Source organism: Trichlorobacter ammonificans, from assembly GCF_933509905.1.
In the GTDB taxonomy this organism is placed as follows: domain Bacteria; phylum Desulfobacterota; class Desulfuromonadia; order Geobacterales; family Pseudopelobacteraceae; genus Trichlorobacter; species Trichlorobacter ammonificans.
On sequence record NZ_OW150024.1, the window covers coordinates 2,384,277 to 2,407,164 of the forward strand.

Here is a 22,888-nt window from a genome sequence, read left to right on the forward strand (position 1 = left end):
CTCCTGCAATTCTTGTCTGCCATCCCCTTCCCCCGCTTGACAACGGCGAAATTCGGAGTACCTATAGAGAGCATCTGATCCTGCCCACCCGGCGCGGGAAACTCCACCGCGGATATACCGATGAATCATACCGCTGCCCACCTGGTTGCCTGTCACGAATGCGGTCTGCTGCTGCGGGAGATAGCGCTCCCTCCCGGCAGTGCCGCGGTCTGTTGCTGTTGCGGCGCCACACTCTACCGCAACAGCCCCGACAGCATCAGACGCACCCTTGCCCTGACCCTGGCGGCGGCCGTTTTCTTCATCGTCGCCAACAGCTACCCAATCCTGGGGATTGAAATCCAGGGAAACCGCAACGCCGCCACGCTGGCCGGTGCCGTGCAGGCACTTTGGCACCAGCAGATGTACAGCATCTCATCGCTGGTCTGCATCACCGCCATCCTGGTGCCGGCCCTGGAGCTCTCCCTGCTGCTCTATCTGCTGGTGCCGCTTCAGTTGCAACGGCAACCTCCCGGCATTCCGCTCATCCTGCGTCTCATAACGGCCATCAAGCCCTGGGGGATGGTGGAGGTGTTCATGCTGGGCCTGCTGGTTTCCCTGGTAAAGCTGCAAAGCGACTTCTCCATACTGCCCGGCGTGGCTCTCTGGTCCTTCGCGGTACTGACCCTGCTCCTGGCCGCCGTGGCGGCATCGTTCAATCCCCGTGAAATCTGGATGCGCCTTGACTACCGCTCAACGAGGCAGGCCGCGGCATGAAACGGCGGATGCATCCAACTCCCGACGAGCTGGGGCTTGACAGCTGTGTCGTCTGCACGCTGGTTTCGCGTCCGGAGGAACGGAGGGATGCCGGACGGTGTCCACGCTGCAACGCCAGACTGCACCGCCGCAAACCGTACAGCATCGAGCAGTGCTGGGCTCTGACCATTGCGGCCTCCATCCTGTACATACCGGCAAACGTGATGACCATGATGGAAACCGGCTCTCTGGTCAGCTACCGCAAGGACACCATCATGAGCGGCATCATCTATCTCTGGAAAACCGGCTTCGAGGGGGTCGCCGTCATTGTCTTCATCGCCAGCATCCTGGTGCCGCTCTTCAAGCTGCTGGCCCTGACCCTGCTGCTGGTGACGGCCCAGCGCGGCTCCACCTGGTGGCCGATGCAGCGGATGCGCCTGTACCGTCTGGTGGAGCTGGTGGGGCGCTGGTCCATGCTGGATATTTTCGTGGTCACCTTTCTTGCCGCCGTGGTCCAGATCAGCTCCCTGGCCACGGTCAGGGCCGGCGATGGTGCCGTGGCCTTTGGCGCCGTGGTGGTGCTCACCATGCTCGCTGCCATGAAATTCGATCCCCGCCTGATCTGGGATCCGCTCCGGAAAGAGACGCTCCAATGACCGATACGACCGCTTCCGTACCGCCCCCCGAAGGTGACATCCCCGAGGCCGCAATCGAACGCCGGCGCTACCGCTCCTCCCAGCTGATCTGGCTGGTCCCGATCATCGCCGCCATCGTCGGCCTCTCTCTGGCGGTCAAATTCTATCTGGAACAGGGGCCGGTCATCACCATCACCTTCAAGAGCGGCGAAGGGATCGAGGCGGGCAAGACCAGGATCAAGTTCAAGGATGTCCAGGTGGGCCTCGTCAAGAGCATCACCATCTCCCGGGACCGCAGCAGCGTGAAGGTGGTTGCCCAGCTGAACAAGGAGGCGGAAAATCTGCTGGTGGCCGACACCCGCTTCTGGGTGGTCAGCCCGCGCATTTCGGGGGGCGGCATCTCGGGGCTCAACACCCTGATGGGCGGTTCCTACATCGCCATGGATGCCGGGGTATCCACCGCCGAGCAGGTTGAGTTCACCGGCCTGGACGGTCCGCCGGCGGTCAAGATGGACGAGCCGGGGCGACAGTTCGTCCTGCAGGCGCAGGACATCGGTTCGCTGAACGTGGCCTCGCCGATCTATTATCGCAGAATCCAGGCGGGGGAGGTGATCAGCTATCAGTTGAACAAGGAAGGCAGCGGCGTCACCATCACCATCTTCATCCGGGCTCCCTTTGATCAGTACGTCAAGGCCAACACCCTGTTCTGGCATGCCAGCGGCGTGGAGTTCTCCCTCGATGCCGGCGGCGTCAAGGTCAATACCCAGTCCGTGTCGTCGATACTGCTGGGAGGTATCGCCTTTCAGACCCCGGAGGACAACCGCGAAAACAAGCCGGCCCCAAGCAACAGCATCTTCACCCTGTTTGCCGACCGGGACGAAGCCCTTAAACGGAGCGATACAATTGTCGAGCGTTACCTGCTGGTATTCCACGAATCGGTACGCGGCCTGTCGGTGGGTGCTCCGGTGGATTTACGGGGAGTAGCGGTGGGAGAGGTCAGCAAGATCGGCGTGGAGCTGGGCGCAGGCCGCAAAAACGTGGTGATGCCGGTGGAGATCAACTTCTACCCGGAACGGCTGCGTGCCCGCTACCGGACCACGACGCAGCAGCGGGCGCCGACGGACACCCGCAAGCTGCTGGCAACGCTGGTCGAGCAGGGGCTGCGCGCCCAGTTGCGTAACGGCAACCTGCTCACCGGCCAGTTGTACATTGCTCTGGACTTTTTCCCCAAGGAGACGGCAACACGGATCGACTGGACCCGGAATCCTCCGCTGCTGCCCACCACAACCGGCAGCCTGGAGCAGTTCCAGACCTCCCTGATGCAGGTGGTGCAGAAACTTGAACGGCTGCCGCTGGAGGAACTGGCCGGGGATGCCCGGACCACCCTGAAGCGTCTCGACAGCACCCTTGCCAGTGCCGACCACTTGCTGAAGGGAGTTGACGCCTCGCTGCTGCCGGAAGCGCGCGGCATGGTGCATGACGTGCGTACTACCCTGGATGAACTGCGCACGACCCTGACCAGCGCCCGCCAGGCCCTGGCGGCGGACGCCCCCCTGCAGCACGACCTGCGCGAAGCCCTGCGGGAAATGAACCGGGCCGCCCAATCCCTGCGGACCCTGGGGGACTACCTGGAACGGCACCCGGAAGCGCTGCTGCAGGGAAAGAAGGAGGAGACCCGATGAGATCATCTGCACGAAACACCGTCGCCTGCTGGCTGTCGGCACTGCTCCTCGCCGGTTGTGCCGCGTCGCCGGAGGCGCAGTTCTATACGCTTGCCCCACTGCCGTCCACCGACAACAATCCGGGCATCCCCTTTCCCCACTCGCTGGAGGTCAGGCCGGTGACCCTGCCCGAGCTGGTGGACCGTCCCCAGCTGGTCGTCGGCATCGACGCCCACCAGGTGCGCCTGCTGGAAAACCACCGCTGGGCGGAACCGCTGAAAAGCGCCATTCCCCGGATCATGGCGGACAACCTGTCCCGTATCCTGGGCACCGACCGCGTCTCCTGGTACCCCCGTGCCGCCCCCGCTCCCGCCGACTACCGCATCACGGTGGATTTCCAGCGCTTCGAATCCTCGGGCAGCCTGGTGATTCTCGATGCGCTCTGGACGGTCAGGAGCGCTGCCGGAGGAGCGCCGCAGACCGGGCGCAGCCTGGTGCGGGAAACCAGCGTCTCTGCCGACCACGGGGCAATTGCTTCGGCCTACAGCCGCGCCCTTGCCGCCGTCAGCCGGGATATTGCCGTGCACCTCAGGCGTAACGCAGGGGGTCCACCAGCCCCGCCTCGGCAAACCCTTTGAGACGCAGCCGGCAGGAATCGCAGCTACCGCAGGAGAGGCCCTCCGGGGTGGGATCGTAGCAGGAATGGGTCAGGCCGTAGTCCACCCCCAGGGCGGTGCCGGCCAGGATGATCTCCGCCTTGGTCAGGCTGATCAGCGGAGTATGGATGCGGAACTGCCCGCTCCCCTCCACTCCCGCCTTCGTGGCCAGGTTGGCGGTCTGTTCGAAGGACTCGATAAAGGCGGGACGGCAGTCGGGGTAGCCGGAATAGTCCAGGGCGTTCACCCCGATGAAGATGTCGAAGGCCCCCAGTACCTCGGCCCATCCCAGGGCGAAGGAGAGAAAGATGGTGTTGCGGGCCGGCACGTAGGTTACCGGGATCTCCGCCCCCACCCCCTCCTTGGGTACCGCGATATCCGCGGTCAGCGCACTTCCCCCCATCATGCGCAGGTCGAAGCCGACTACCAGGTGTTCCCGTGCGCCCAGCCGCACGGCGTTGGCCTTGGCAACGTCCAGCTCATGGCGGTGACGCTGGCCGTAGTCAAAACTGATGGCATAGGGTTCGAACCCCTGGTGAGCCGCCATGGCCAGACAGGTGGTGGAGTCCAGGCCGGCGCTGTACAGTACGACCGCTTTGTTGTGCATGGTGCTAACCTCGGTACCGTGATGATGCCGTCACCTTAAAGCGTCAGCGGACCCCGGTCAAGGGGTTCCCGCCACCGGCCGTTCATGGTACGGTGGCACCATGAATTCCGTGCAACGGCATTATGAAACCCATCCCTACCCCCACTACCCCCTGCTTGCCCGCATTCGCCGCTGCGATACCTACGCCATCTCCCTGGAAGCGCTCTGGTGCAGGTTCAACGGCGCCATGCCGCCGCCGACGGCCCGGACTGTGCTGGTGGCCGGCTGCGGCAGTTTTTCCCCCTACCCCTTCAGCCTGGCCAATCCGGGCTGCCGGGTCACGGCCCTGGACCTCTCCGCCGCCAGTCTGCGGCGGGCCCGGCTGCACTGCCTGCTCAATCTGCGGCGCAACGTCAACTTTCTCCGGGGAGACCTGCTCGATGGACAGCTGGCTCCCGGGCCGTTCGGCCTGATCGACGCCTTCGGCGTACTGCACCACCTGCCCGATCCGGGTGCGGGACTGCGCGCCCTGGCCACCCGCCTGGCACCGGGAGGAATCATGCGGGTCATGCTCTACAGCCACGGTGCCCGCACACGGACCGAGGCTGCCCGCCGCGCCCTGCGTCGTCTCGGCGTGCAGTCCCTCACCGACCTGAAGCGGCTGCTCAAAGGACTGCCGGAGGGATCGTCCCTGGCAACGGCGGTGGCGGAGGCCCCCGATGCCGCCTTCGACAGCGGCCTGGCCGATGCGTTTCTGCATCCGCTGGTTCAGACCTTCACGGTTGCGCAGCTGGAAACGCTGCTTGCTGCAACGGGTCTGCGGCCGCTCCTGTTCGCCCACGCCGGCGCCCTGTCCGACCCGTCCGACGAACTGGCCCGGCTGCGCACCCTCGAACGGACCAGGGAGCTGGACAGCAACTACCTGCTCTTCCTGGGCAGGGACACCTGCGGCCCGGCCCAGCCGGAAGCCGGGGCCCTCGTCAGCCTCAACCCCTGCCTTTCCGGCATCCTGCCCCGCATTCCCCAGCCAGTCGGACGACTGGGCCATCCCCTCCCCCCCCTGAACCGGGCAACCCGGAAGCTGCTGCGGCGCTGCCGCACCCCGCAGCCCTGGGAAACCCTGTCCGTTGCGGAGCGGCAGCTCGCCCGGCAGCTGGCGGAACACCTGCTGCTGCTGATCACCGGTACCCGCCAGGCCGGCGGGGAGGTTGACCGTAGCCCCGCGAAATGCTAGATACCATCCCATGAACCAGCGTCCATTTTTCCGACTGTTCCGCTCCGTCCTTTTCCTGGTCTTCCTGTTCCTTCCCACCGTGCTGGTGCTCAGGGCCGACAGCTCCGTCGCCACGGTAGCGGACCCGCAGCTTGCGCGCGCCGCGGAACACCTGCGTGCCAACCGCAACCAGGAAGCGTTGCAGGCACTGCAGACCGCCCAGCCGTCGGGGCAGAGAAGCCTGATGGCCGGGGAAGCCTGCCTGCGTCTGAAACGCTACGAGGAGGCCCTGCCCCACCTGAGCGATGCGGAGCGGAGCTATCCGCTGCTGGCCGATCTCGCCCGGGGGCTGAAAGCCGAAGCCCTCTTCAATCTGAAGCGCTTTTCCGAGGCGTTCCGCGATGCCGAAGCAGCCGCCCGCACCACACCGCTCCCCTCCCGCAGCCGCCGGATGGAGAAACTGGCCGCAGATGCCCTGTTTGCCGACGGCGACCTCAAGGGGGCCCTGGCCGCCTACCGCCGCTTCACCACCCGCTATCCCCTGGGCAGCGACCATGTGGACGCACTGCTGCAGAGCGCCCAGTGTTTCAAACAGCTCGGCGACCGAACCGCAGCAGTGCAGCTCTGCCGTACCATCTGGCTGACCCATCCGGCTGCTCCCCAAGCGGAGGCAGCCTGGAAGCTGCTCAAGGAACTGGCTGCCCAGGGGGTTGCCGGTGCCGCCGACGTGACCCCTGAAGAGCAGTACAGCCGCGGCCGGCTGCTTCTGGCCAACAATCAGCCGGCTACGGCGGCCTGGGCTTTCTCCGCCCTGCAGCGCGAAGGCATGAGTGACGAATTTGCCGCCCGCGTCGACCTGGCCGCCGGACAGGCCGCACTGCGGCAGCGCCACTACGCGCTGGCCGAACCGCTGCTCAAGCGGGCAGCCGGCAGCCAGGCTGCCGCTGTCCGCGATGAGGCGCTCCTGTTGCTGGCCCGCCTGGAAGAACGCCAGGGAGCGGCGGACAAGGCTCTGGCCCGGTACCTCACCCTGGGAGCGGAGCGTGGTCCCCTGGCTGACGATGCCCTGCTGGGAGCCGCCCTGGTGCACAAACATGCCGGACGTTTTGCCGAAGCCTCACTGCTGCTGGAGCGGCTACTCCGGGAGCTTCCGACCTCCGACCAGGCCGGGCGCGCCGGCTGGGAACTGGCCTGGGGGCGGTATCTCTCCGGCAACCTGGAGGGAGCCGACGGGCAGTTCCGCGCGTTGCTGAAGCAGGATGCCTACCGTGAACGCTCCCTGTACTGGCTGGCCAGAATCAATGAGCGCCGCAATCGTCCGCAGGATGCCGGCGGCTTCTACGCAACCCTGCTGCAGGAGTATCCCTTCGGGTTTTATGCCGCCTGGCACCGCGGCAAAAGCGGCACGCCGGCGCCATGGGAGCCGCTGCCGGCAGGACTGCCGGAGCCGGAGCTGCCCTCCGGCAGCCAGCGGATACAGGCCCTGGCCGAGCTGGGAATTCTGGACGAGGCCCGTGCGGAACTGGCACCCCTGAAAACGCCGGGTGTGCTGTCGGCGGCCCAGCTGCCCGGCTTGGCACGCCTCCAGCAGCTCGCGGGGGACTTTCACGGTTCCATCCTGACCTTCCACCAGAACCGGCCCGCCACCTGGGAACGCAGCACCCTTCCCTTCTGGCGGCTCGGCTATCCCCGTCATTATGCCGACCTGATCCGCACGTACAGCACCACCTACAAGCTGCCGGAGTCGCTGGTGCTGGCTCTGACCAAGGCGGAAAGCAGTTTCCGGGCCGACGTCAAATCCCACGCCGGCGCCATCGGCCTGATGCAGTTGATGCCGGCAACCGCCCGGCTCACCGCCGGTTACAAGGGGAAAGAACCCTACAACCCGTTACGGCTGATTGATCCCGAACACAATATCAGCCTGGGGACCAAACACCTGCGTGAGCTGCTCGACCAGTACCGCCAGGACACGGTTTTCGCCCTGGCGGCCTACAATGCCGGCGGCGGCGCGGTCAAGCGCTGGCGCACCGCCTTTGGCCATCTGGAACGGGACGAGTTCATCGAGAACATTCCCTACCAGGAGACCCGCGACTACGTGAAGAAAATCGTCGCAGCCGGCGCCATCTACCAGGCGCTGTACAAAATCCCGTAGGAGGCCCCATGCTTCGTCGCGTCACCGTCCTGGCGGCTCTGCTGCTGCTCGCCGCTCTTCCCGCCCCCGTCCGGGCCGCCGATCCCGCCGAGGATATCGACCGTCTGGCCGCCCGTGTCGCCGCAACCTATGCCGGCATGACGCCGACCCAGTGGGGTGAGAATGTCCCCGGCGTCCGCACCCGGCTGGCCACCACCGAACGGGTCCTGGCCCTGACCCTGGATGCCTGCGGTTCGCCAAAGGGCAAGGGGGTTGACCGCGCCCTGGTGGACTTCCTGGTGCGTGAGCAGATTCCTGCCACACTTTTCATCAACGACCGCTGGCTGGAGGCAAATCCCGAGCTGTTCCGGGAGCTGGCCGCCCAGCCGCTGTTCGAGATCGCCAACCACGGCTACCGCCACCGGCCGGCCTCGGTGAACGGCCGTTCCGTCTACGGCATCGACGGCACGAAGGATGTTGGGGAACTGGTACGGGAGATCGAGCTGAATGCCCGGAAAATCCAGGCCATCACCGGCACGCGTCCCCGGCTTTACCGTTCCGGCACCGCCTACTACGACGAGGTGGCGGTGAAGATCAGCAACGAGCTGGGACACGAGGTGGCCGGCTTCTCGGTACTGGGGGATGCGGGAGCGACCCTGCCGGCCGACAAGGTCAAGGCGGCCCTGCTCTCCGCACGGCCGGGGGATATCATCATCGCCCACATGAACCATCCGGAGGCCGGCACCGGCCCGGGCATCATGGCGGCGGTGCCGGAGTTGCGGAAACGGGGATTCCGCTTCGTGCGGATGTCGGACTATCCGCTGAAGTAACCGACGGATGCCTGTCGGGGGAATACACCATGGCAGGGACGGGGCAGCATGCCATACAGCACGATCCCCCCGCCCCCCCGGCATCCCGGCCGACCTGCTGACGACGCGCGGAGCGTCGTCGCCTACCCCTTCCTGACGCCGAACTGCTCGGTCAGCTGCAGTTCGTCCAGAAGCTCCCGCAGCCGCTGGTCGCCGGCAATGATGGTCAGATGCACCTTGTCCCGGTTCACCAGCTTCATCATATACCCGATCACGGCCGACGGCATGGCGAAGGAGTCGGGAATCCGCAACAGGACCGAGGTGGCTCCCCCGTCAACCAGTCCCTGCACCGCTTCCCGCAGGGCCATGCTGTCGTCGATGGTCTTGATGATCCCGCCGATGACCAGTTCCGTCGAGCTTTTCTGTTCGATCGTCATCATACATCCTCCCTGTCAAGCATCTGCATGAGTAGTATCCGGTTTCCCTGCGGACTGCGCCGCAGCAGATCCACCGAGCGCTTCATGAGCGCGAATCCCCGACCGTTTGGTGCGGTACGGGATGTTCCCAGGACAAGCTGTCGTTCCTCCATGCCGGGTCCGGGATCGCGCACGTCGATCCAGACCTGCAACCGCTCACCCCGCTCCACCAGGGCGACCGCCACCACGATCTCCTCCCCCGGCCGCGGCTGAGCCGCCATGATCAGATCGTCGTACTCGCCGGCCAGCAGCAGGCGCCGTTTGTCGGTTCCCATCCGCAGGCAGCCGTGCTCAAAGGCGTTCATCAGCGCCTCCCCCAGGGCCAGGTCCAAGCACTCCAGCCGTTCGCCGACGGCACCGGCCGCCTCCAGGGATTCCCGCACCTGGCGCTGCAGAGCGGCAATGCCGGAGAGCGTGCCGGCCGCGGAAAACGAACGGACGGCAGGGGCGGCACAACCGCTGCTGCGCATCACACGGATCAGGGTGACGTCGTCATCGTCGTCATCGGGATTGCAATGCCCCTGAAAGCGATCGAAGAGGTCCCGCGCCGCACCGCTGGCCAGCAAATCCTCCGGCAGGCGGCTGCAGTAGGCTCCGCCCGCCGTCATCGGTGCATCCCCCAGGCCGTCGGTGGCCAGGAGCAGATCGCTCACCCCGGCCAGAGAAAGCTCCTGAATCTGAACCTGCCCGGTGAAGGCGGTCAGCGGCGGGTTGTTACCCCGCACCCGTTCCGGCGCGCCGTGGCGCACCAGATGGAGCGGCGGCATGCCGCAGGAGGCGATCCGTAGCGTTTCGCCCAACGGATCCAGCACGAGCATGACGCAACTGAAGACCTCGTCTTCCAGCAGGTTACGCCCGGCGTAGCGGACCGTGTGCTGCACCAGGTCGTCAAAGCAGAGCGGCGCGCAGGTACACCCGTCCACGGAATGGTTAAAAAAGGAGGTGGCCAGCATGGAGGTAACCGAGGCGGAGAGGCCGTGCCCCATGGCGTCGGCCAGGAAGAAGAGCAGCCGCCCCCCGTCGGTACGGCGGACGGAAAAGCTGTCCCCGGACATGATATCCTTGGGACGGTGGGCCAGATCCACCGCCCAGCCGCTGCCGTCACGGTTGGGAAGAAACAGGTCTTCCATGGTGTTCAGGACGATATGCTGTTCTTTGCGGCGGGCCAGCTCCTCTTGGCGGGAGTGGTAGCGATCGCGGTAGCGAAGCAGTTCAACCTCTTTACGACGCGCCTCCCGGGCCATCCGTTCCAGGGACAGCTCGCGGGCCACGGCCAGCAGCGCCCGCTGCACCAGATCGTACATCAGCGGCTTGGCAAGAAACTTCGAGACGCCGAGGTTGATCGCCTCCACCAGATGCACATGTTCCAGGGAGGCGGTCATCAGCACCACCGGCGTCTTCTGGTCCAGGGCGCGAATCTTGCGCAGCATCTCGATGCCGTCCATCACCGGCATCATCAGGTCGGTCACCACGATGGAGGGGCGATGCTCCTCGAACAGTCGCAGCCCATCCTCGCCGTTGACGGCGCCGTAGCGCACCGGGAAGAGCGGCTCCAGCATCTTCTCGATGATGGCCCGCCCCACCAGGTCGTCCTCGACGTAGAGCACGGACAGTCCCTCGGTATACTCCCGCAATCCCCACTCAGGCACGGATCAGCACCGGAAACGGCCCAGGGTGTCCCGCAGATTCTCGGATTTTTTGGCCATGGAGGCCGACACCTCCTCCACCTCACCGGCCACCGCCCGGTTCTGGTCGGCGATCCTGGTCATCTTCTCCATCTGGTCCATCAGCTGCTTGGTACGGGTGGCGATGAAGGTGCTCTTCTTCACCAGGTCGGAGGAGATGGTCACCGCACCGGCCAGACGGTTGCCGGACTCGTCGGCGGCACTGACCAGCCCGCGGGTCGACTCCGAAATTCCCAGCATCCGCCGGGAACTTTCCTCGCTTTCCCCGTAAAGCTTCTCCACGCCGGCCACCACACCGGTGACGCTCTGGTTGATCTGGGAAAGGGAACTCTGGGTCTTGGCAGCCAGCTGCCGCACCTCGTCGGCCACCACGGCAAACCCCCGCCCCATTTCACCGGCCCGGGCCGCCTCGATGGAGGCATTCAACGCCAGCAGGTTGGTCTGGTCGGCGATGTCGGAGATGATCTCCAGCACCTCCCGGATCGTTCCGGCGTTGGTGGCCAGTTGCTGCATCCGGGTGGCAAGTTCACGCTGGTTGTCCGCTTCGCCGATGATCACGCCGGCAGCGGCGTTCAAGTCATCAACGAAGCGCTGCATCATGTCGCGGGTGGCTTCGATGGTCTCGGTGGTATTGATGGCCATTTCCTCGGTCAGATCGAGGTTCCGGGCCACCTCCTGGGTCAGGGCGTCGCTTTCCTCCACGATAACGTGCTGCTGCTGCACCGTGCTGCTCAGGTTGGCGGCGATGTGGGAGAGTTCCTGGCTGGCCACGGCGGTTTCCATGGCCGTTTCCTTGGCAGTGATGACACTCTGCTGTACCTTGGCGATGAAACTGTCGATGAAATTGGCGGCGTCGCCGATCTCGTCGGCCCGCTGAATATTCAGCCGCTTGGTCAGGTCGCCGTCGCCGTGGGCCAGATCGTCGGCAACCGCAATCATGGCATCCAGGGGGGTGACGATCATGCGGGATGAAACATAGAACAGGACCAGAAAGCCCAGCGCAATCAGCGTAATGAAGGCCCCCACCACATGCATGCCGGTTCTGACCGTCTTCAGGGTGGCGGCGGTGCGTTTCTCCAGGTGGGTCTTTTCCCTGGCCAGCTGTTTCTGGGCGCTCTCCTGCACCTGCAGCAGCCCCGGCAGCACCGATGTCCTGAGCAGCTCGGCCGCTTCAGCGCCTCGTCCTTCCTGGCGGTATTTCACAGCCTGCGTCATGGCGGCGGCACTTGCGCCCCAGAATCCGTCCAGGTTCTTCTTCAGGGCCGCCATCTCCGGCTCGTCGAATTTCCCCAGGCGGTTCAGCAGGTCCTCCAACCCCTGACGGGCCGTTTCGGCCGCCGTCGTGGTCGTCCGGCCGTCCGGTTCCTGCAGCAGGCGGCGTGCCGCCTGCTCCGTGCGGATGCTTGCCGCGTACAGCTCATGCATAAGCTCAAGGGTTGCCACATCCTGATGCAGCACCGTACGCAGCGAACCGCTGAAATAGTGGTCGGCTCCCAACACGACGCCGATCAGCACCAGCATGATCAGGGTCACGCCGGCGGCCCCCAGCTTGAACGAGGTCTTGATACGCATGAACATGGGCAGTTCCTCACAACGGGTACGAGAATGCAAACCGCCCCTTTTTGTATCACAACCTGCGAAAATAACAACAGCAGACCGCAGTTAGCCAACAACGCGCCGGATTTCCTCTGCCAGGGTGCGACGCTGCACCGGATTTTTCAGGTAGCCGTCACATCCTGCCGCCAGCATGTCGGCCTGCGCATGGCGCATGATATCGGCCGTCAGCACGACAACCGGGATATGTCCGCCGGTGGCTTCCTCCTCCCGCCTGATCGTGCGCATCGCCTCGACGCCGTCCCAGCCCGTATGTCCGCCAGGGAGAACGGAAGAGGAGATACGGGACTATCTTTGTCTCTTACCCCTGTGTACCTTCCTATCACCTGGGCGCGGCCGGACACAATCGGGTAAAAACCCTAGGCGGAATCGGCACGTCAGGACCTGTCCGGTGCAATCGGACAGACGCTGGGAACGGGCGGGAGGTAGAAAAACGGGCGAAAAGTCAGGGCTGGCTGCTGCCGGGTGCGGAGGAAAGCAGGCCGGTCCGGTAGGCATGGCGGACCAGTTCGGCGGTGGAATGCAGGTCAAGCTTGCGCATCAGGTTGGTGCGGTGAGTGTCCACGGTCTTGATGCTGATGCCCAGTTGCTGGGCGATCAGGCGGTTGGTCAGCCCCAGGGAGATCAAGAGCAGGACTTCCCGCTCCCGCTCGGTGATCGGCTCCAGGGGGCCCACGGGATGGTCCGGCAGGTAGTCCTTCAGCAGCGCGGCACCGGCCGCAACCTGCCGGATGATGTCCAGCAGCATTTCAAAGGCGCGGTCTTTCAGGACATAGCCGCGAACCCCCGCAATCGACGCCCGCTGCATCATCTGAGGATCGTCATGGGTGGTCAGGATTATCACGGCGGTAGGCAGGCCGTCACGGGCGATTTTGCCGGCAACGCTGATGCCGTCGTCGCCCGGCATGGCAATGTCCAACAGCGCAACGTCGGGGCGGTTGCGGCGGATCAGTTCCAGGGCGTCGTCGCCGCGGCCGCATTCGCCGACGATACTGATGTCGGGGTCACGCTCCAGCAGCAGCCGCAGCCCCTGGCGCAGCATGGTATGGTCATCGGCGAAAACAATGCTGATCACGACGGTCTGCGGGGGTCACAACTGGCAGGTGGTGCTTTTCATCGACTCCAGCTCCTTGATCACCTCCGCACCCTGGGCGCGACGGGCCTCCATGTTGTCGAACATCTCGGCAACCATGGCGTTCACCGACTCAACCGTCCGACGGATACGCTGGGTATCGTCCACCTGCGAGGAGGTTGAGCGCACCATTTCGTGGGCCATCTCCTTGATGGTCTCGATGGCGCGGGCGATACTGCGGGTGGCCTTGGCCTGATCCTTGGAGGCGTTGAAGATCTGGGAGGTCATGCTGCTGATATCTTCCATGGAGCGGGCCACCAACTGCACGCTGGTGGACTGTTCCTCGGTGGCCTGCTTGATTTCCTGGGTCATCTCCATGGAACAGACGGAACGGTCGTAGATGGACTGCAGCGTTTCCCCCATGGCATGGCCCAGCTCCACCCCGCGGCTGACCAGCCCCTTGGTGGAGGTGATCCGGTCGGCGGCCTGGCGGGATTCGAACATGATTTCATCGATGATGCCGGTGATCTCGCCGGTGGAGTGACCGGTCTGCAGCGACAGGTTGCGGATTTCATCCGCCACCACGCCGAAGCTCCGGCCGTACTCGCCGGCCTGGGCGGCGATGATGGAAGCGTTTAAGGCCAGCAGGTTGGTCCGCTTGGTGATGTCGTTGATCACGCTGACGATGTTCTCGATGCGGCCGCTTTTTTCCGCCAGCCGGGTGATGCCGGCGTAGGACTCCTCCACCGAATGCTGGATATCCGCCAGAAAGCCGATGGTATCGTTGACCGCACGACGTCCCTCGCCGGTCTGATTCTGTACCTGGCTGGACACCTCGTGGGACATGGCGGCGCTCCGCTCCACGCTGGTGATGGTGGAGGCGATTTCCTCCATGGCCGAAGCCGCCTGGTGCACGATACCGGCCAGGGTGTCCAGGTTGCGGGAGACCTCTTCAATGGCCACCGATATCTCGTTGACCGCGGTGCTGGTCTCGTCCACCGACGCCATGGCCCCCTCTGCCGCCGAGGCGATCACGGCAGCGCCGTCCGCCACCGATTCGATGCTCTCCCCCAAGGCGATCTCGTTGCGGGAATACTGGGCGCGGTGGCTGAGCAGGAAGGAGAAGGAGCTTTCCAGCTCGCTGGTCAGGGTGTCGATGGAGGTGAGCAGGTTGATGCGGGTGATGGCGTTGGACACCTGGTCGGCAAAGAGCATAATGGTGTCCAGGTCGGATTCGTTCAGCGGACGGCGGGAACGCTTGTTGTCGATGGCGAAGGCCCCCACGGCCGCTCCCTTGACCACCATGGGACAGATGATGAAGTTACGGGAGCGCAAGGCTTCAATCCGGTCGTGGGGTGGCTGCAGATGGTAGTCGCTGCCGTAGCGGGTGATGTCGTCGATCAGGTAGGGCTTGGCTTCCGAAATACTCTTGTAGATGACCCCGATGCTCTGGTCCACCGGCAGCGTGACCCCCTGGGTCGCTTCCGCGTCGCTGCCGCTGGCGGTGACGAAACGGAGCTTCCGGCCGTTCTGGGCCAGCATCAGGATATTGACCCGCTCGTAGCCCAGCACGTCGTGCAGCCCCTCGGCGCAGAGCATCAGCACCTCTTCCAGGTTGAGCGAGGTCTGGATGCGGCTGCTGATATGGTGGAAGTTCTTGATGTTGGTATCCAGCACCAGGAAGCGGTTCTCGAACAGCTCTTTCTGGGCCGCCACTTCCCGGTGCAGCTCGTCCAGCTGCCGTGCGCGGGAGAGCAGTTCGTCGCCGTTTGTGCCGATCAGAAAGCCGGTGATTCCCAACACCACGGAAGTGCCCAGCCCCATGTACAGGTACAGGGTCAGATGCTTGGCATCCTTGAAGACGTCGAAAAACACCTGATCGAGGAGCGGCTGATCGGGCTCGGCGTAGAAGATCAGCCGGATCAGAATCCAGCCGACCGGCGCGCCGAGCCCCATCAGGACGCCGAGAATCGAATAGCTCCTGCTATGGCTGACGGCACGGCTCATGGGCGCTCCGGCGCATCGACCCGGGCCGTGGCTCCCGCCGCGATCTTTTCATCGATATCGGCAAAGATTTCATCCATCACCTTCTCGGCGTCGGCCATATTGTAGGAGACGATGTTGCGCAGGTGAGTATAGGAATCGAGGTCGATCATCTCGAAGCGGAAGGCGATGTCCCCCTCGGTCAGGCGACAGACCCGGCCGGTGAAGGCGACGGTAATTTCCGGTTCCGTACCGGGCAGGCTGATGGTGATATCCACCACTTCCCCCATCGGCAGCTGTTCCTCGGTTTCCAGCAGCATGCCGTTCATCGACAAATTGCTGACCCGCCCCTGGAAACTCCGGCCTCCGGAAGAAACCGTTGCCATGACATGAAAGCCCACCCGCGAGAATTTCCGTGTACTCATCCTGCACCTCGTCTGTGCGTCGTTGGTTGCTTACGCCTTGCCGGCAGAGCCCAGCACCGCCTCGTTCTTGTGCTTGATCAGCTTCACCAGCTCCTTGCGGGCTTCTCCCAAGTACTTGCGGGGATCGAACTCCTTGGGGTCCTTGCCGAAATACTCGCGAACCTTGGCCGTAACCGCCAGACGGCCGTCGGAATCGATGTTGATCTTGCAGACCGCCGACGCCGCAGCCTGACGCAGCTGCTCCTCCGGCACCCCCACGGCCCCTTCCAGCTTGCCGCCGTTTTTGTTGATCAGGTCAACGTACTCCTGCACCACCGATGAGGCGCCGTGCAGCACGATCGGGAACCCGGGAATCCGCTTCTCGCACTCCGCCAGGATATCGAAGCGCAGCGGGGGCACCGGCTGGCCCGGCTTGAACTTGTAGGCGCCGTGGCTGGTGCCGATGGAAATGGCCAGGGAGTCCACGCCGGTCTTCTTCACGAAATCCTCCACCTCTTCCGGCCGGGTGTAGGTGGAATGCTCGGCGGACACCTCGTCCTCGATACCGGCCAGCACCCCCAGCTCCCCCTCCACCGTCACATCGTACTTGTGGGCGTACTCCACAACCCGCGAGCACAGCTCTACGTTCTCATCATAGGGCAGGTGGGAGCCGTCGATCATCACCGAGGAGAAGCCGCTGTCCACACAGGACTTGCACAGCTCGAAGGAGTCGCCGTGGTCGAGGTGCAGGCAGATCGGGATGGTGGAACCCAGCTCGCGGGCCATCTGCACGGCCCCCATGGCCATGTAGCGCAGCATGGTCTCGTTGGCGTAGCTGCGGGCTCCCTTGGACACCTGGATGATCACCGGCGAATTCGTCTCCACGCACCCGACCACGATGGCCTGGAGCTGCTCCAGATTATTGAAATTGTAGGCTGGAATCGCGTATTTCCCCGCCATCGCCTTGGCGAACATCTCCCGGGTGTTGACCAGACCCAACTCGCTGTAATGCACCTGCCGTTTCTCCATGACTTCCTCCTGGTAGCGGTATGCCGACATGGCGGTGTTCCCTTGCAAACTACAGGGAAACAGTGTTTATATGTATCATCGAACACCGGTGATGGCAAGGGCGAACCCCTGGGCGCCATCCAAGATTTCATCCCCCTCCGGAGTCACCGTTCCCATGCCCCGTTCCGTGCCGTTCAGTCCAGACCTGCTTGCCAGCCACTGCATCATCGATGCCCGTACCCCGCTTGAATTCGCCGAGGACCATCTGCCCGGCGCCTGCAACGTCCCGATCCTCACCAATGCCGAGCGGGTGGAGATCGGCACCCTCTACAAGCAGCAGGGGCCGCAGATCGCCCGCGAACGGGGGCTGCAACTCACCTGTCACCGCTTTCCGGCCATTGTTGCCACCATCGCCGAGCTGGCTGCCGGGCGACCGGCACTGGTCTACTGCTGGCGGGGGGGGCTGCGCAGCGAGTCCGTGGCCCTGCTGCTGGAGATGGCCGGCTATCCGGCGGTAAAGCTGTCCGGCGGCTACAAGGCGTTCCGGGGGGCGGTCAACGCCTGCTTCGAAAATTTCCAACCACCGGCGCCGCTGGTGGTGCTGCACGGCATGACCGGTTCGGGTAAAACCGAGTTTCTGCTGCGCCTGGCAGCCAGCGGCTGGAGCACCGTCGACCTGGAGGGGCTGGCCCGCCACCGGGGGTCGGCCTTCGGCTCCCTGGGACTGGGGGCGCAGCCCAGCCAGAAGCGGTTTGAAACCCTGCTCTGGCAGGCATTTCAGCGCTGCACGCCGGGACGTCCCATTGTGCTGGAGGGTGAGAGCAAGCGGATCGGCCGGCTCACCCTGCCGGGTAATCTGTATGACGTGATGGCGGCAAGCTGCAAGGTCTGGTGCGACGTATCGGTGGAGACCCGGATCGGCCGACTGGCTGCCGAGTATGCGCGGAAGGAGTACCGCCGCCCCATGGCCGACGCCCTGGAACGGATCAGAAAAAAGCTGGACGGCACCGGTTACGCGGCCCTGCGTCAAGCGCTGGATGCCTGGGATGTGCGGGAGCTGGCCCACGGCCTGGTGGAACAGTATTACGACCGGCTCTACTACCGGGTGAGGCGGTGGGAACCGGCGGCGACCATCAGCCTGGAGGAGTATGATGCCGCGGAGCGGCAACTGGACGAGCTCTGCCGACGCCTGTAACGCGATGTCCGCTTGGCCGCCGCCAAACTGCCGAAGCCTGCCGTCACCCGCCTGCTGCGGAAACAGGCGATTGTTCCGGTTAGATTCTAGTTCAAAGCGCACCACTGTAGTGTGGAAGTAAAAGAGGAGAGGCCATAAGGAGCGCCGGGGGCGTTGTTTAGTTGTTAAGCAAGCACGGAGTTCGTTGAGAACTAAACTGCGTCCCCATCAAGGCAAAAAAACACGCATCACCTGGCAGGCGAAGCATAACCCGGGCCGTACCCTACCCCCGCCCTCCCAAAAGTTCCGGCTGCTACCGCCAGCCGATCGGCTGGTACCCTTTCTCGAACAGGCAGAACTCGACAAAGCGCTTGTATATCGGCGTCGGCTCCGACGCCTTGAACAGCCCCGACAACAGGGCAACGCTCCCCCCGGCCGCCGCCCCCACCAGGCTACCCCTGCCCACGGCGCCGGTGATGGCCCCCACCACGGCGCCGGTGGCACCGCCGACCACCACGGCGGTGCCGGTCCGCTTGGCCAGCTCGGCTGCCCGGTCGTCGTCGGTGCCGGCATCATCGGCCAGCTTCAGGCAGTGGTCGATCTCCTGCTGCGCTTTCTCTTCGCCGACAGCCTTGTACCGATCATTGGGATACAACACCGGCCGCTGGGCGGCGCACCCGGACATGATGCAAAACGCAACCAGCAGCCATAGGGTTTTCGCACTGTTCTTCATCTCGACTTGCTCCTGAATCAACCATGGATGGGGGAGTGGGCACCGTTACCGTTTTCATTCTATGCGCAATTCGCCGGCACACTACAAACAAAAAAGGATCTGCTTTCGCAAGTCCTTGATTTTTGGCACGCCCGGTTTTCAGATCTTTCTTTCTTCCATCGGTATAAACACGGACTACCCATACATCCAGGATATTTCGGGTGTGGAGCAACGCTCACGGGTACGACCTCGAAACTCGCTTGATACAACCATAAAAAAGCACTATATTTAGGACTCGAAAGGGGGATGCCATGCAACGTATCTATGCAAGCTCTTCAGCTAGTATCAGCGACCTGAAAAAGAATCCTTCCGGCATCATCAGCCAGGCTCACGGTGAACCTGTTGCCATACTCAATCACAATCGGCCTACCGCCTATCTTCTTCCGGCAGAAACCTTTGAACTGATCATGGAGCAGCTTGACGACCTCGAACTTATGCGCCTGGTCCGTGATCGCCAATCTGAAGCAACGGTCAAGGTGAAACTCGATGAGTTATAGCCTTGAATTCAAGGAGTCCGCGCTTAAGGAATGGCGCAAGCTTGACAGCAGTATCAGGGAACAGTTCAAGAAACGCCTGGAAGAACGCCTTGAAAACCCTCGTGTAGAATCTGCCCGCCTTTCCGGCATGCCTGATTGTTACAAGATCAAGCTCCGCAGCTCAAGTTTTCGTCTCGTGTACCAGGTTTTCGACAATCGCTTGGTAGTTACCGTTGTTGCTCTCAGCAAGCGTGAGAATAATCTTGTCTATCGCTTGGCCAAAGATCGGACATAGGATCAGTTCCAGCGTATCTCTTTCCTGCTCAGATCAACCGTATACTCACCCTTTACCGGGGAGGTCACGCTCCCATGACTATCCCCGCTCCTTCTATGAGGTGAATCAGGGACACTATATCTTGTGGTGGCCTGATTTTCGCCCACCCTCCCAATGCACCAACATGTACCACAAAACAAAAGGGCCTACTTTCGTAGACCCTTTAAATGGCACGCCCGAAGGGATTCGAACCCCTGACCCACGGCTTAGAAGTTTCAAGCACTTAATTGCAAAAGCCTGCTATCTCTTGTTTTTATCTCTTGTTGCCGTTGCGCAATGCACCTCTGCCTAGCTTTTCAATCTCTGATCCCAGGAACTCATTTGCAAGCCTGCTGTAAATCTCCGTTGTCGTGATCGAGCTGTGACCCAGCATCAACTGCAGCGCCCTTGGGGAAACCCCTGACATGATGCTGTGTGTCCCAAAGGCATGCCGCAGTAGGTGAAGATGCACATTCGGCACCCCTGCTGCTGTTGCCGCTCTCGATAGCGCTTTTTTCACATGATCGTATGCCTGTCCCGTCATTGGGTTCGGAAACAGTAGGCCGCCAGCTATCCGCTTCCTCAAATACACCTTCAGCTTGCGGTGTATCGGCACGATACGCTGCTTATTGCCCTTTCCCCTGACCACCATATACCCCTGATCAACAAAAACGTCCCTGGAAGTCAAATTTAAAACTTCCGACCTCCTCAGGCCCGCGTAATAGCTTGCTGCGAAAATCGCCCGATACTGCCGCTCTGCCTTCCTCAGAATTCTCACTACGTTGTGCCTGGTTAAAATTACCGGCATCGGCGCTGCTGTGTGCTTCTGTCCCCATCCCTTGATTTTGAATGGGAGTGGCGCTGCCAAGTTTATTTCTGGCCGTGCCATCCAGGAGCAAAAGGCGGATAGGTACACCAGCTCCTTCGTGATCGTCCGCTTTTTTACCGGCTTTCTCTTTTTCGACTCCTCCGGCGTATCTGCTTCTGGCCCCTGCCCCGGTTTCCCTGGCAGGTATCTGTCAGACAGCCGTTTTGTTTTGTACTGCTCCACCATGGCCGCCGTGATCTGGACGGGGCGCAGCTTCCCAAAGGTTGGCCCCAGGTGCCGCCGCCATATCCTCAGGAAATCCGTTACCGTCGTGCTTGACGCATGATTCCGGTAGTACTCCAGGAACTTCGGCAATGCCTCATCAAGTGTTGGTGCCAGCAGCCTGGGCGATTCCCCCCGGTGGCCCTTCTTTATCTCTGCTTCGAAGATCCGGGCACCGGCCTCATCCCCCTCGTGCAGGATCCTCAACCTCTTGTTGCTCGGCTTCCCTGTCTTGGGATCCTTTTTCCTTCCCTCGGCATAGACGCTGATAATCCATACTCCGGGGTATTTCGGATGTGGCGAAACGCTCATTTTAGTTCCAGCGTATTTCTTTTCTGCTCAGGTCTACCGTGTAATTGAAGTTCTTCAAAAACCTCATGCCGAGTAGTCCGTGGTGTTTTTGCGGCATCACTGTCGGCATTACGCTTATTTCAAAGTTGTGCACTGCTGCCGGTCCCACTGACAGCTCTTCAACGACACTTCGCAGGTTTGCAACCGTTCTCCCGTCGGCTACTACTGCGTATGATCTGCCTATGCCCTGGAGGTTCATCTGTCGCGCTACGTCATAATGTACTGTTACGCCTGTTGCTCCGGTATCCATCAACATCCATAGTTCGTGAATCACGCCCCCGTTTCGTATTTTTACCGGCACGTACACGTGATCGTTATCGATAACTACTTTTGTCACTGCCTTTTTGTTCTTGTTCCCTTCGCCTCTTTCCTCAACTGATTTCGCGTCTCTTGGTATGCTCTCCGGATTGTCGGTAAACGACACTACTCCGCGCTTGTCAATGTATTGGTACAGCTTTCCCTTCTCTCCTCTGTACTGCGCTATGTTATCTATTGTTGATGGTTGCTTTATAATTGTTTGTGGCTTTCTGTATTCTAATGCTTCCCCTGTTTCGCCTTTTATTTCTTTTTGTATGCCTCTGGTATTATCACTTGTACTTTCGATTTTATTTATATTATCTGATGTTTGCTGCACTTGTCTTCTCAGTCTGTCTAACTCTTCATCTGTGAATATTAGTCTCTTTATGTCAACAAAGTACAATATCGCTCCCAGCGATACGATTAATACAACCATCAGCGCTGCATTTGCGATTGCGCTTCCTTCATCCTCGCTTCGTCTCATGCTGCTTCCTTCTCCTGCTTTTCCTTCATCAGCTCCCTGAGCAGTTTCTCTTTCTGAACGCTAAGGCGAATATCCTCCTGCGTGTCAGCGTCCATGCTTTCCATCATCTGGATCACCGCTTCGATGGTTGGGGTTTTTGCCTTAACATGACATTCTGTTTCACCCGTCATGACATAATCAAAGTCCCATCCCTTCTCTTTGCATAGCCAGTACACTTCTTCTGTCGGCGTGGAATTCCTCTTCTTTCTCTGCGCAAACGTCGATTGCGTGAACCCCAGCATTTCCGCCAGTACGATCTCCCTCTTTTCTCCAGACACTTCCCTCAACCGCGAAACAACATCCACGAAATCACTTTTTGTCATTTTTAATCTTGACATTTTGTCATCTTCCTTTATAACCCGCATTAACACATCATCTTTGGGCGGTCGCCGTGGACGAACTTCTTCGCAACATACTTTCCGAACTCCGGGCTATCCGCTCGGCCCTCGATGCTCAGGCCGCACCAGTCCGGACCGAATACTACCGTCAGCTTGCGAGTAGCCCCCTGACGCCTGAATCCGTTCAGCGTCACAACTCGGCCGTTCTCAAGCGTCAGCGTCAGAAGGTGTCTCGTGCCTAAGATCGCTTTCATGAGGCGCTGCCGTCGGTGTGGCCAGTCTGTCTATGTTTTTGACGTTGACAAGAAAGGTGTCTGTTCAGCCTGCCGTCGTTTGCCTGTTGTTGCCTTTGCGGCTGGTCTCATTGCTCTCATTACTGGCTTTCGTATCCTCAGGCGTTCTTTTGCACCCTCTGCCCCTGTTTCTGAGGAGTCGCCGCCATGACGTCTCAATCTATGCCATCTGGCGAATTTCGCTGTAGCAAAAATCGTGGCCGCCCGAAATCGGCTGATCCGCTCATCTTCAAAACCGTTGGCCTGACTCAGGCGCAATGGGACTGGCTGTCCCTGTGGGCCTTCACCGGCAACCCGTCTCGCCTGCTCTCCGAACTCCTGGACCGTGCCATGAAGTTTTGGCCTGCCGGGCCGTTCCTGTTTGGACACCGGAGGAAATCGCAATGAACCTTGTCAACAAGTCCACATACCTCGCCGGTCGGCTAGCTCCCCACGAGCTAGACCGGCGTGCGTCTGTGGACCCTGTTGACAAGAATGTCTCACCGGCGCCGCCTGCCCTTTCCCCCCGCCTTTTTGCCGTTCGCCTTTTGGTCCGTCCGGGCGGTTTGACGCCTTCAGGCGTCACCCGTCCGGACGGATCGGTTTGGGGGGTCAGT

Annotated in this window: 24 protein-coding genes; 11 read left to right on the plus strand and 13 right to left on the minus strand. The window is 62.0% G+C overall.

Translation table 11 applies throughout. The features are described from left to right. Positions 1-120: 120 nt before the first annotated feature. From RAK07_RS10840 to RAK07_RS10855, 4 genes are read left to right on the plus strand one after another with little or no spacing between them, the layout of a single operon-like run. Positions 121-753 (plus strand): paraquat-inducible protein A, encoded by a 633-nt coding sequence (locus RAK07_RS10840; RefSeq protein ID WP_305732848.1) that lies wholly within the window; start codon positions 121-123, stop codon positions 751-753. Further along, positions 750-1,388: a paraquat-inducible protein A gene (locus RAK07_RS10845; protein ID WP_305732849.1), complete on the plus strand. Its 639-nt coding sequence runs from the start codon at positions 750-752 to the stop codon at positions 1,386-1,388. Before RAK07_RS10840 ends, RAK07_RS10845 begins: the two co-directional genes overlap by 4 nt. Next, positions 1,385-3,049, plus strand: coding sequence for a PqiB family protein (locus RAK07_RS10850; protein ID WP_305732850.1), 1,665 nt, complete (start codon positions 1,385-1,387; stop codon positions 3,047-3,049). Before RAK07_RS10845 ends, RAK07_RS10850 begins: the two co-directional genes overlap by 4 nt. Then, positions 3,046-3,666, plus strand: a complete 621-nt coding sequence (locus RAK07_RS10855; RefSeq protein ID WP_305732851.1) for a PqiC family protein — start codon at positions 3,046-3,048, stop codon at positions 3,664-3,666. Before RAK07_RS10850 ends, RAK07_RS10855 begins: the two co-directional genes overlap by 4 nt. Here RAK07_RS10855 and queC read toward each other — a convergent pair. Beyond that, complete coding sequence (queC, locus tag RAK07_RS10860; protein WP_305732852.1) at positions 3,617-4,291, minus strand: 7-cyano-7-deazaguanine synthase QueC; 675 nt, start codon at positions 4,289-4,291, stop codon at positions 3,617-3,619. The two genes, RAK07_RS10855 and queC, sit on opposite strands and share 50 nt — an antisense overlap. Positions 4,292-4,391: 100 nt before the next feature. Here queC and RAK07_RS10865 point away from each other — a divergent pair, with 100 nt between their 5' ends. The 3 genes from RAK07_RS10865 to RAK07_RS10875 are packed head-to-tail and all read left to right on the plus strand — an operon-like array spanning position 4,392 to position 8,444. Next, positions 4,392-5,504 (plus strand): class I SAM-dependent methyltransferase, encoded by a 1,113-nt coding sequence (locus RAK07_RS10865; RefSeq protein WP_305732853.1) that lies wholly within the window; start codon positions 4,392-4,394, stop codon positions 5,502-5,504. 10 nt (positions 5,505-5,514) lie between these two features. Beyond that, a complete protein-coding gene (locus RAK07_RS10870) occupies positions 5,515-7,635 on the plus strand; it encodes a lytic transglycosylase domain-containing protein (protein ID WP_305732854.1) in 2,121 nt (706 codons plus the stop codon). A gap of 8 nt (positions 7,636-7,643) precedes the next feature. After that, positions 7,644-8,444: a polysaccharide deacetylase family protein gene (locus RAK07_RS10875; RefSeq protein ID WP_305732855.1), complete on the plus strand. Its 801-nt coding sequence runs from the start codon at positions 7,644-7,646 to the stop codon at positions 8,442-8,444. Positions 8,445-8,566: 122 nt separating this feature from the next. On the opposite strand, the gene RAK07_RS10880 is transcribed toward RAK07_RS10875, so the two are convergent. From RAK07_RS10880 to RAK07_RS10915, 8 genes are all read right to left on the minus strand, one after another. Further along, entirely contained in the window at positions 8,567-8,863 is a 297-nt protein-coding gene (locus tag RAK07_RS10880; protein ID WP_305732856.1) for a hypothetical protein, read from the minus strand. Then, positions 8,860-10,548, minus strand: a complete 1,689-nt coding sequence (locus RAK07_RS10885) for a SpoIIE family protein phosphatase (protein ID WP_305732857.1) — start codon at positions 10,546-10,548, stop codon at positions 8,860-8,862. The genes RAK07_RS10880 and RAK07_RS10885 overlap by 4 nt, the downstream gene beginning before the upstream one ends. Positions 10,549-10,551: 3 nt before the next feature. Further along, a complete protein-coding gene (locus RAK07_RS10890; RefSeq protein ID WP_305732858.1) occupies positions 10,552-12,162 on the minus strand; it encodes a methyl-accepting chemotaxis protein in 1,611 nt (536 codons plus the stop codon). 84 nt (positions 12,163-12,246) lie between these two features. Continuing rightward, on the minus strand, positions 12,247-12,426 hold the full coding sequence (locus RAK07_RS10895; RefSeq protein ID WP_305732859.1) for a response regulator: 180 nt from the start codon (positions 12,424-12,426) through the stop codon (positions 12,247-12,249). A 217-nt stretch (positions 12,427-12,643) separates the two neighbouring features. Next, a complete protein-coding gene (locus RAK07_RS10900) occupies positions 12,644-13,273 on the minus strand; it encodes a response regulator (RefSeq protein ID WP_305732860.1) in 630 nt (209 codons plus the stop codon). Positions 13,274-13,288: 15 nt separating this feature from the next. Beyond that, positions 13,289-15,277: a methyl-accepting chemotaxis protein gene (locus RAK07_RS10905; RefSeq protein ID WP_305732861.1), complete on the minus strand. Its 1,989-nt coding sequence runs from the start codon at positions 15,275-15,277 to the stop codon at positions 13,289-13,291. Next, positions 15,274-15,678 carry a PilZ domain-containing protein gene (locus RAK07_RS10910; protein ID WP_305732862.1) on the minus strand — a complete coding sequence of 135 codons (405 nt, stop codon included), beginning with the start codon at positions 15,676-15,678 and terminating at the stop codon, positions 15,274-15,276. The genes RAK07_RS10905 and RAK07_RS10910 overlap by 4 nt, the downstream gene beginning before the upstream one ends. A 30-nt stretch (positions 15,679-15,708) precedes the next feature. Beyond that, positions 15,709-16,716: a class II fructose-bisphosphate aldolase gene (locus tag RAK07_RS10915; RefSeq protein WP_305732863.1), complete on the minus strand. Its 1,008-nt coding sequence runs from the start codon at positions 16,714-16,716 to the stop codon at positions 15,709-15,711. A 124-nt stretch (positions 16,717-16,840) separates the two neighbouring features. On the opposite strand from RAK07_RS10915, the gene mnmH reads away from it, so the two are divergent. Further along, positions 16,841-17,860, plus strand: a complete 1,020-nt coding sequence (mnmH, locus tag RAK07_RS10920; protein ID WP_305732864.1) for a tRNA 2-selenouridine(34) synthase MnmH — start codon at positions 16,841-16,843, stop codon at positions 17,858-17,860. Positions 17,861-18,152: 292 nt separating this feature from the next. Here mnmH and RAK07_RS10925 read toward each other — a convergent pair whose 3' ends face one another. After that, on the minus strand, positions 18,153-18,572 hold the full coding sequence (locus RAK07_RS10925) for a glycine zipper family protein (RefSeq protein ID WP_305732865.1): 420 nt from the start codon (positions 18,570-18,572) through the stop codon (positions 18,153-18,155). Positions 18,573-18,862: 290 nt separating this feature from the next. Between RAK07_RS10925 and RAK07_RS10930 the strand changes: the two genes are divergently transcribed. After that, entirely contained in the window at positions 18,863-19,108 is a 246-nt protein-coding gene (locus tag RAK07_RS10930) for a type II toxin-antitoxin system Phd/YefM family antitoxin (protein ID WP_305732866.1), read from the plus strand. Beyond that, the gene (locus tag RAK07_RS10935) at positions 19,098-19,382 is read left to right on the plus strand and encodes a type II toxin-antitoxin system RelE family toxin (protein WP_305732867.1); all 285 of its coding nucleotides are present in this window, start codon (positions 19,098-19,100) and stop codon (positions 19,380-19,382) included. Before RAK07_RS10930 ends, RAK07_RS10935 begins: the two co-directional genes overlap by 11 nt. A 292-nt stretch (positions 19,383-19,674) precedes the next feature. Here the strand turns inward: RAK07_RS10935 and RAK07_RS10940 are convergent, their stop codons facing one another. The 3 genes from RAK07_RS10940 to RAK07_RS10950 are packed head-to-tail and all read right to left on the minus strand — an operon-like array spanning position 19,675 to position 21,999. Beyond that, positions 19,675-20,802, minus strand: coding sequence for a tyrosine-type recombinase/integrase (locus tag RAK07_RS10940; protein ID WP_305732868.1), 1,128 nt, complete (start codon positions 20,800-20,802; stop codon positions 19,675-19,677). A gap of 1 nt (position 20,803) precedes the next feature. After that, the gene (locus RAK07_RS10945; RefSeq protein WP_305732869.1) at positions 20,804-21,622 is read right to left on the minus strand and encodes a retropepsin-like aspartic protease family protein; all 819 of its coding nucleotides are present in this window, start codon (positions 21,620-21,622) and stop codon (positions 20,804-20,806) included. Further along, a complete protein-coding gene (locus RAK07_RS10950) occupies positions 21,619-21,999 on the minus strand; it encodes a helix-turn-helix domain-containing protein (RefSeq protein ID WP_305732870.1) in 381 nt (126 codons plus the stop codon). Before RAK07_RS10950 ends, RAK07_RS10945 begins: the two co-directional genes overlap by 4 nt. Before the next feature lie 440 nt (positions 22,000-22,439). Between RAK07_RS10950 and RAK07_RS10955 the strand changes: the two genes are divergently transcribed. After that, entirely contained in the window at positions 22,440-22,679 is a 240-nt protein-coding gene (locus tag RAK07_RS10955; protein ID WP_305732871.1) for a hypothetical protein, read from the plus strand. The last annotated feature ends 209 nt before the right edge of the window (positions 22,680-22,888 follow it).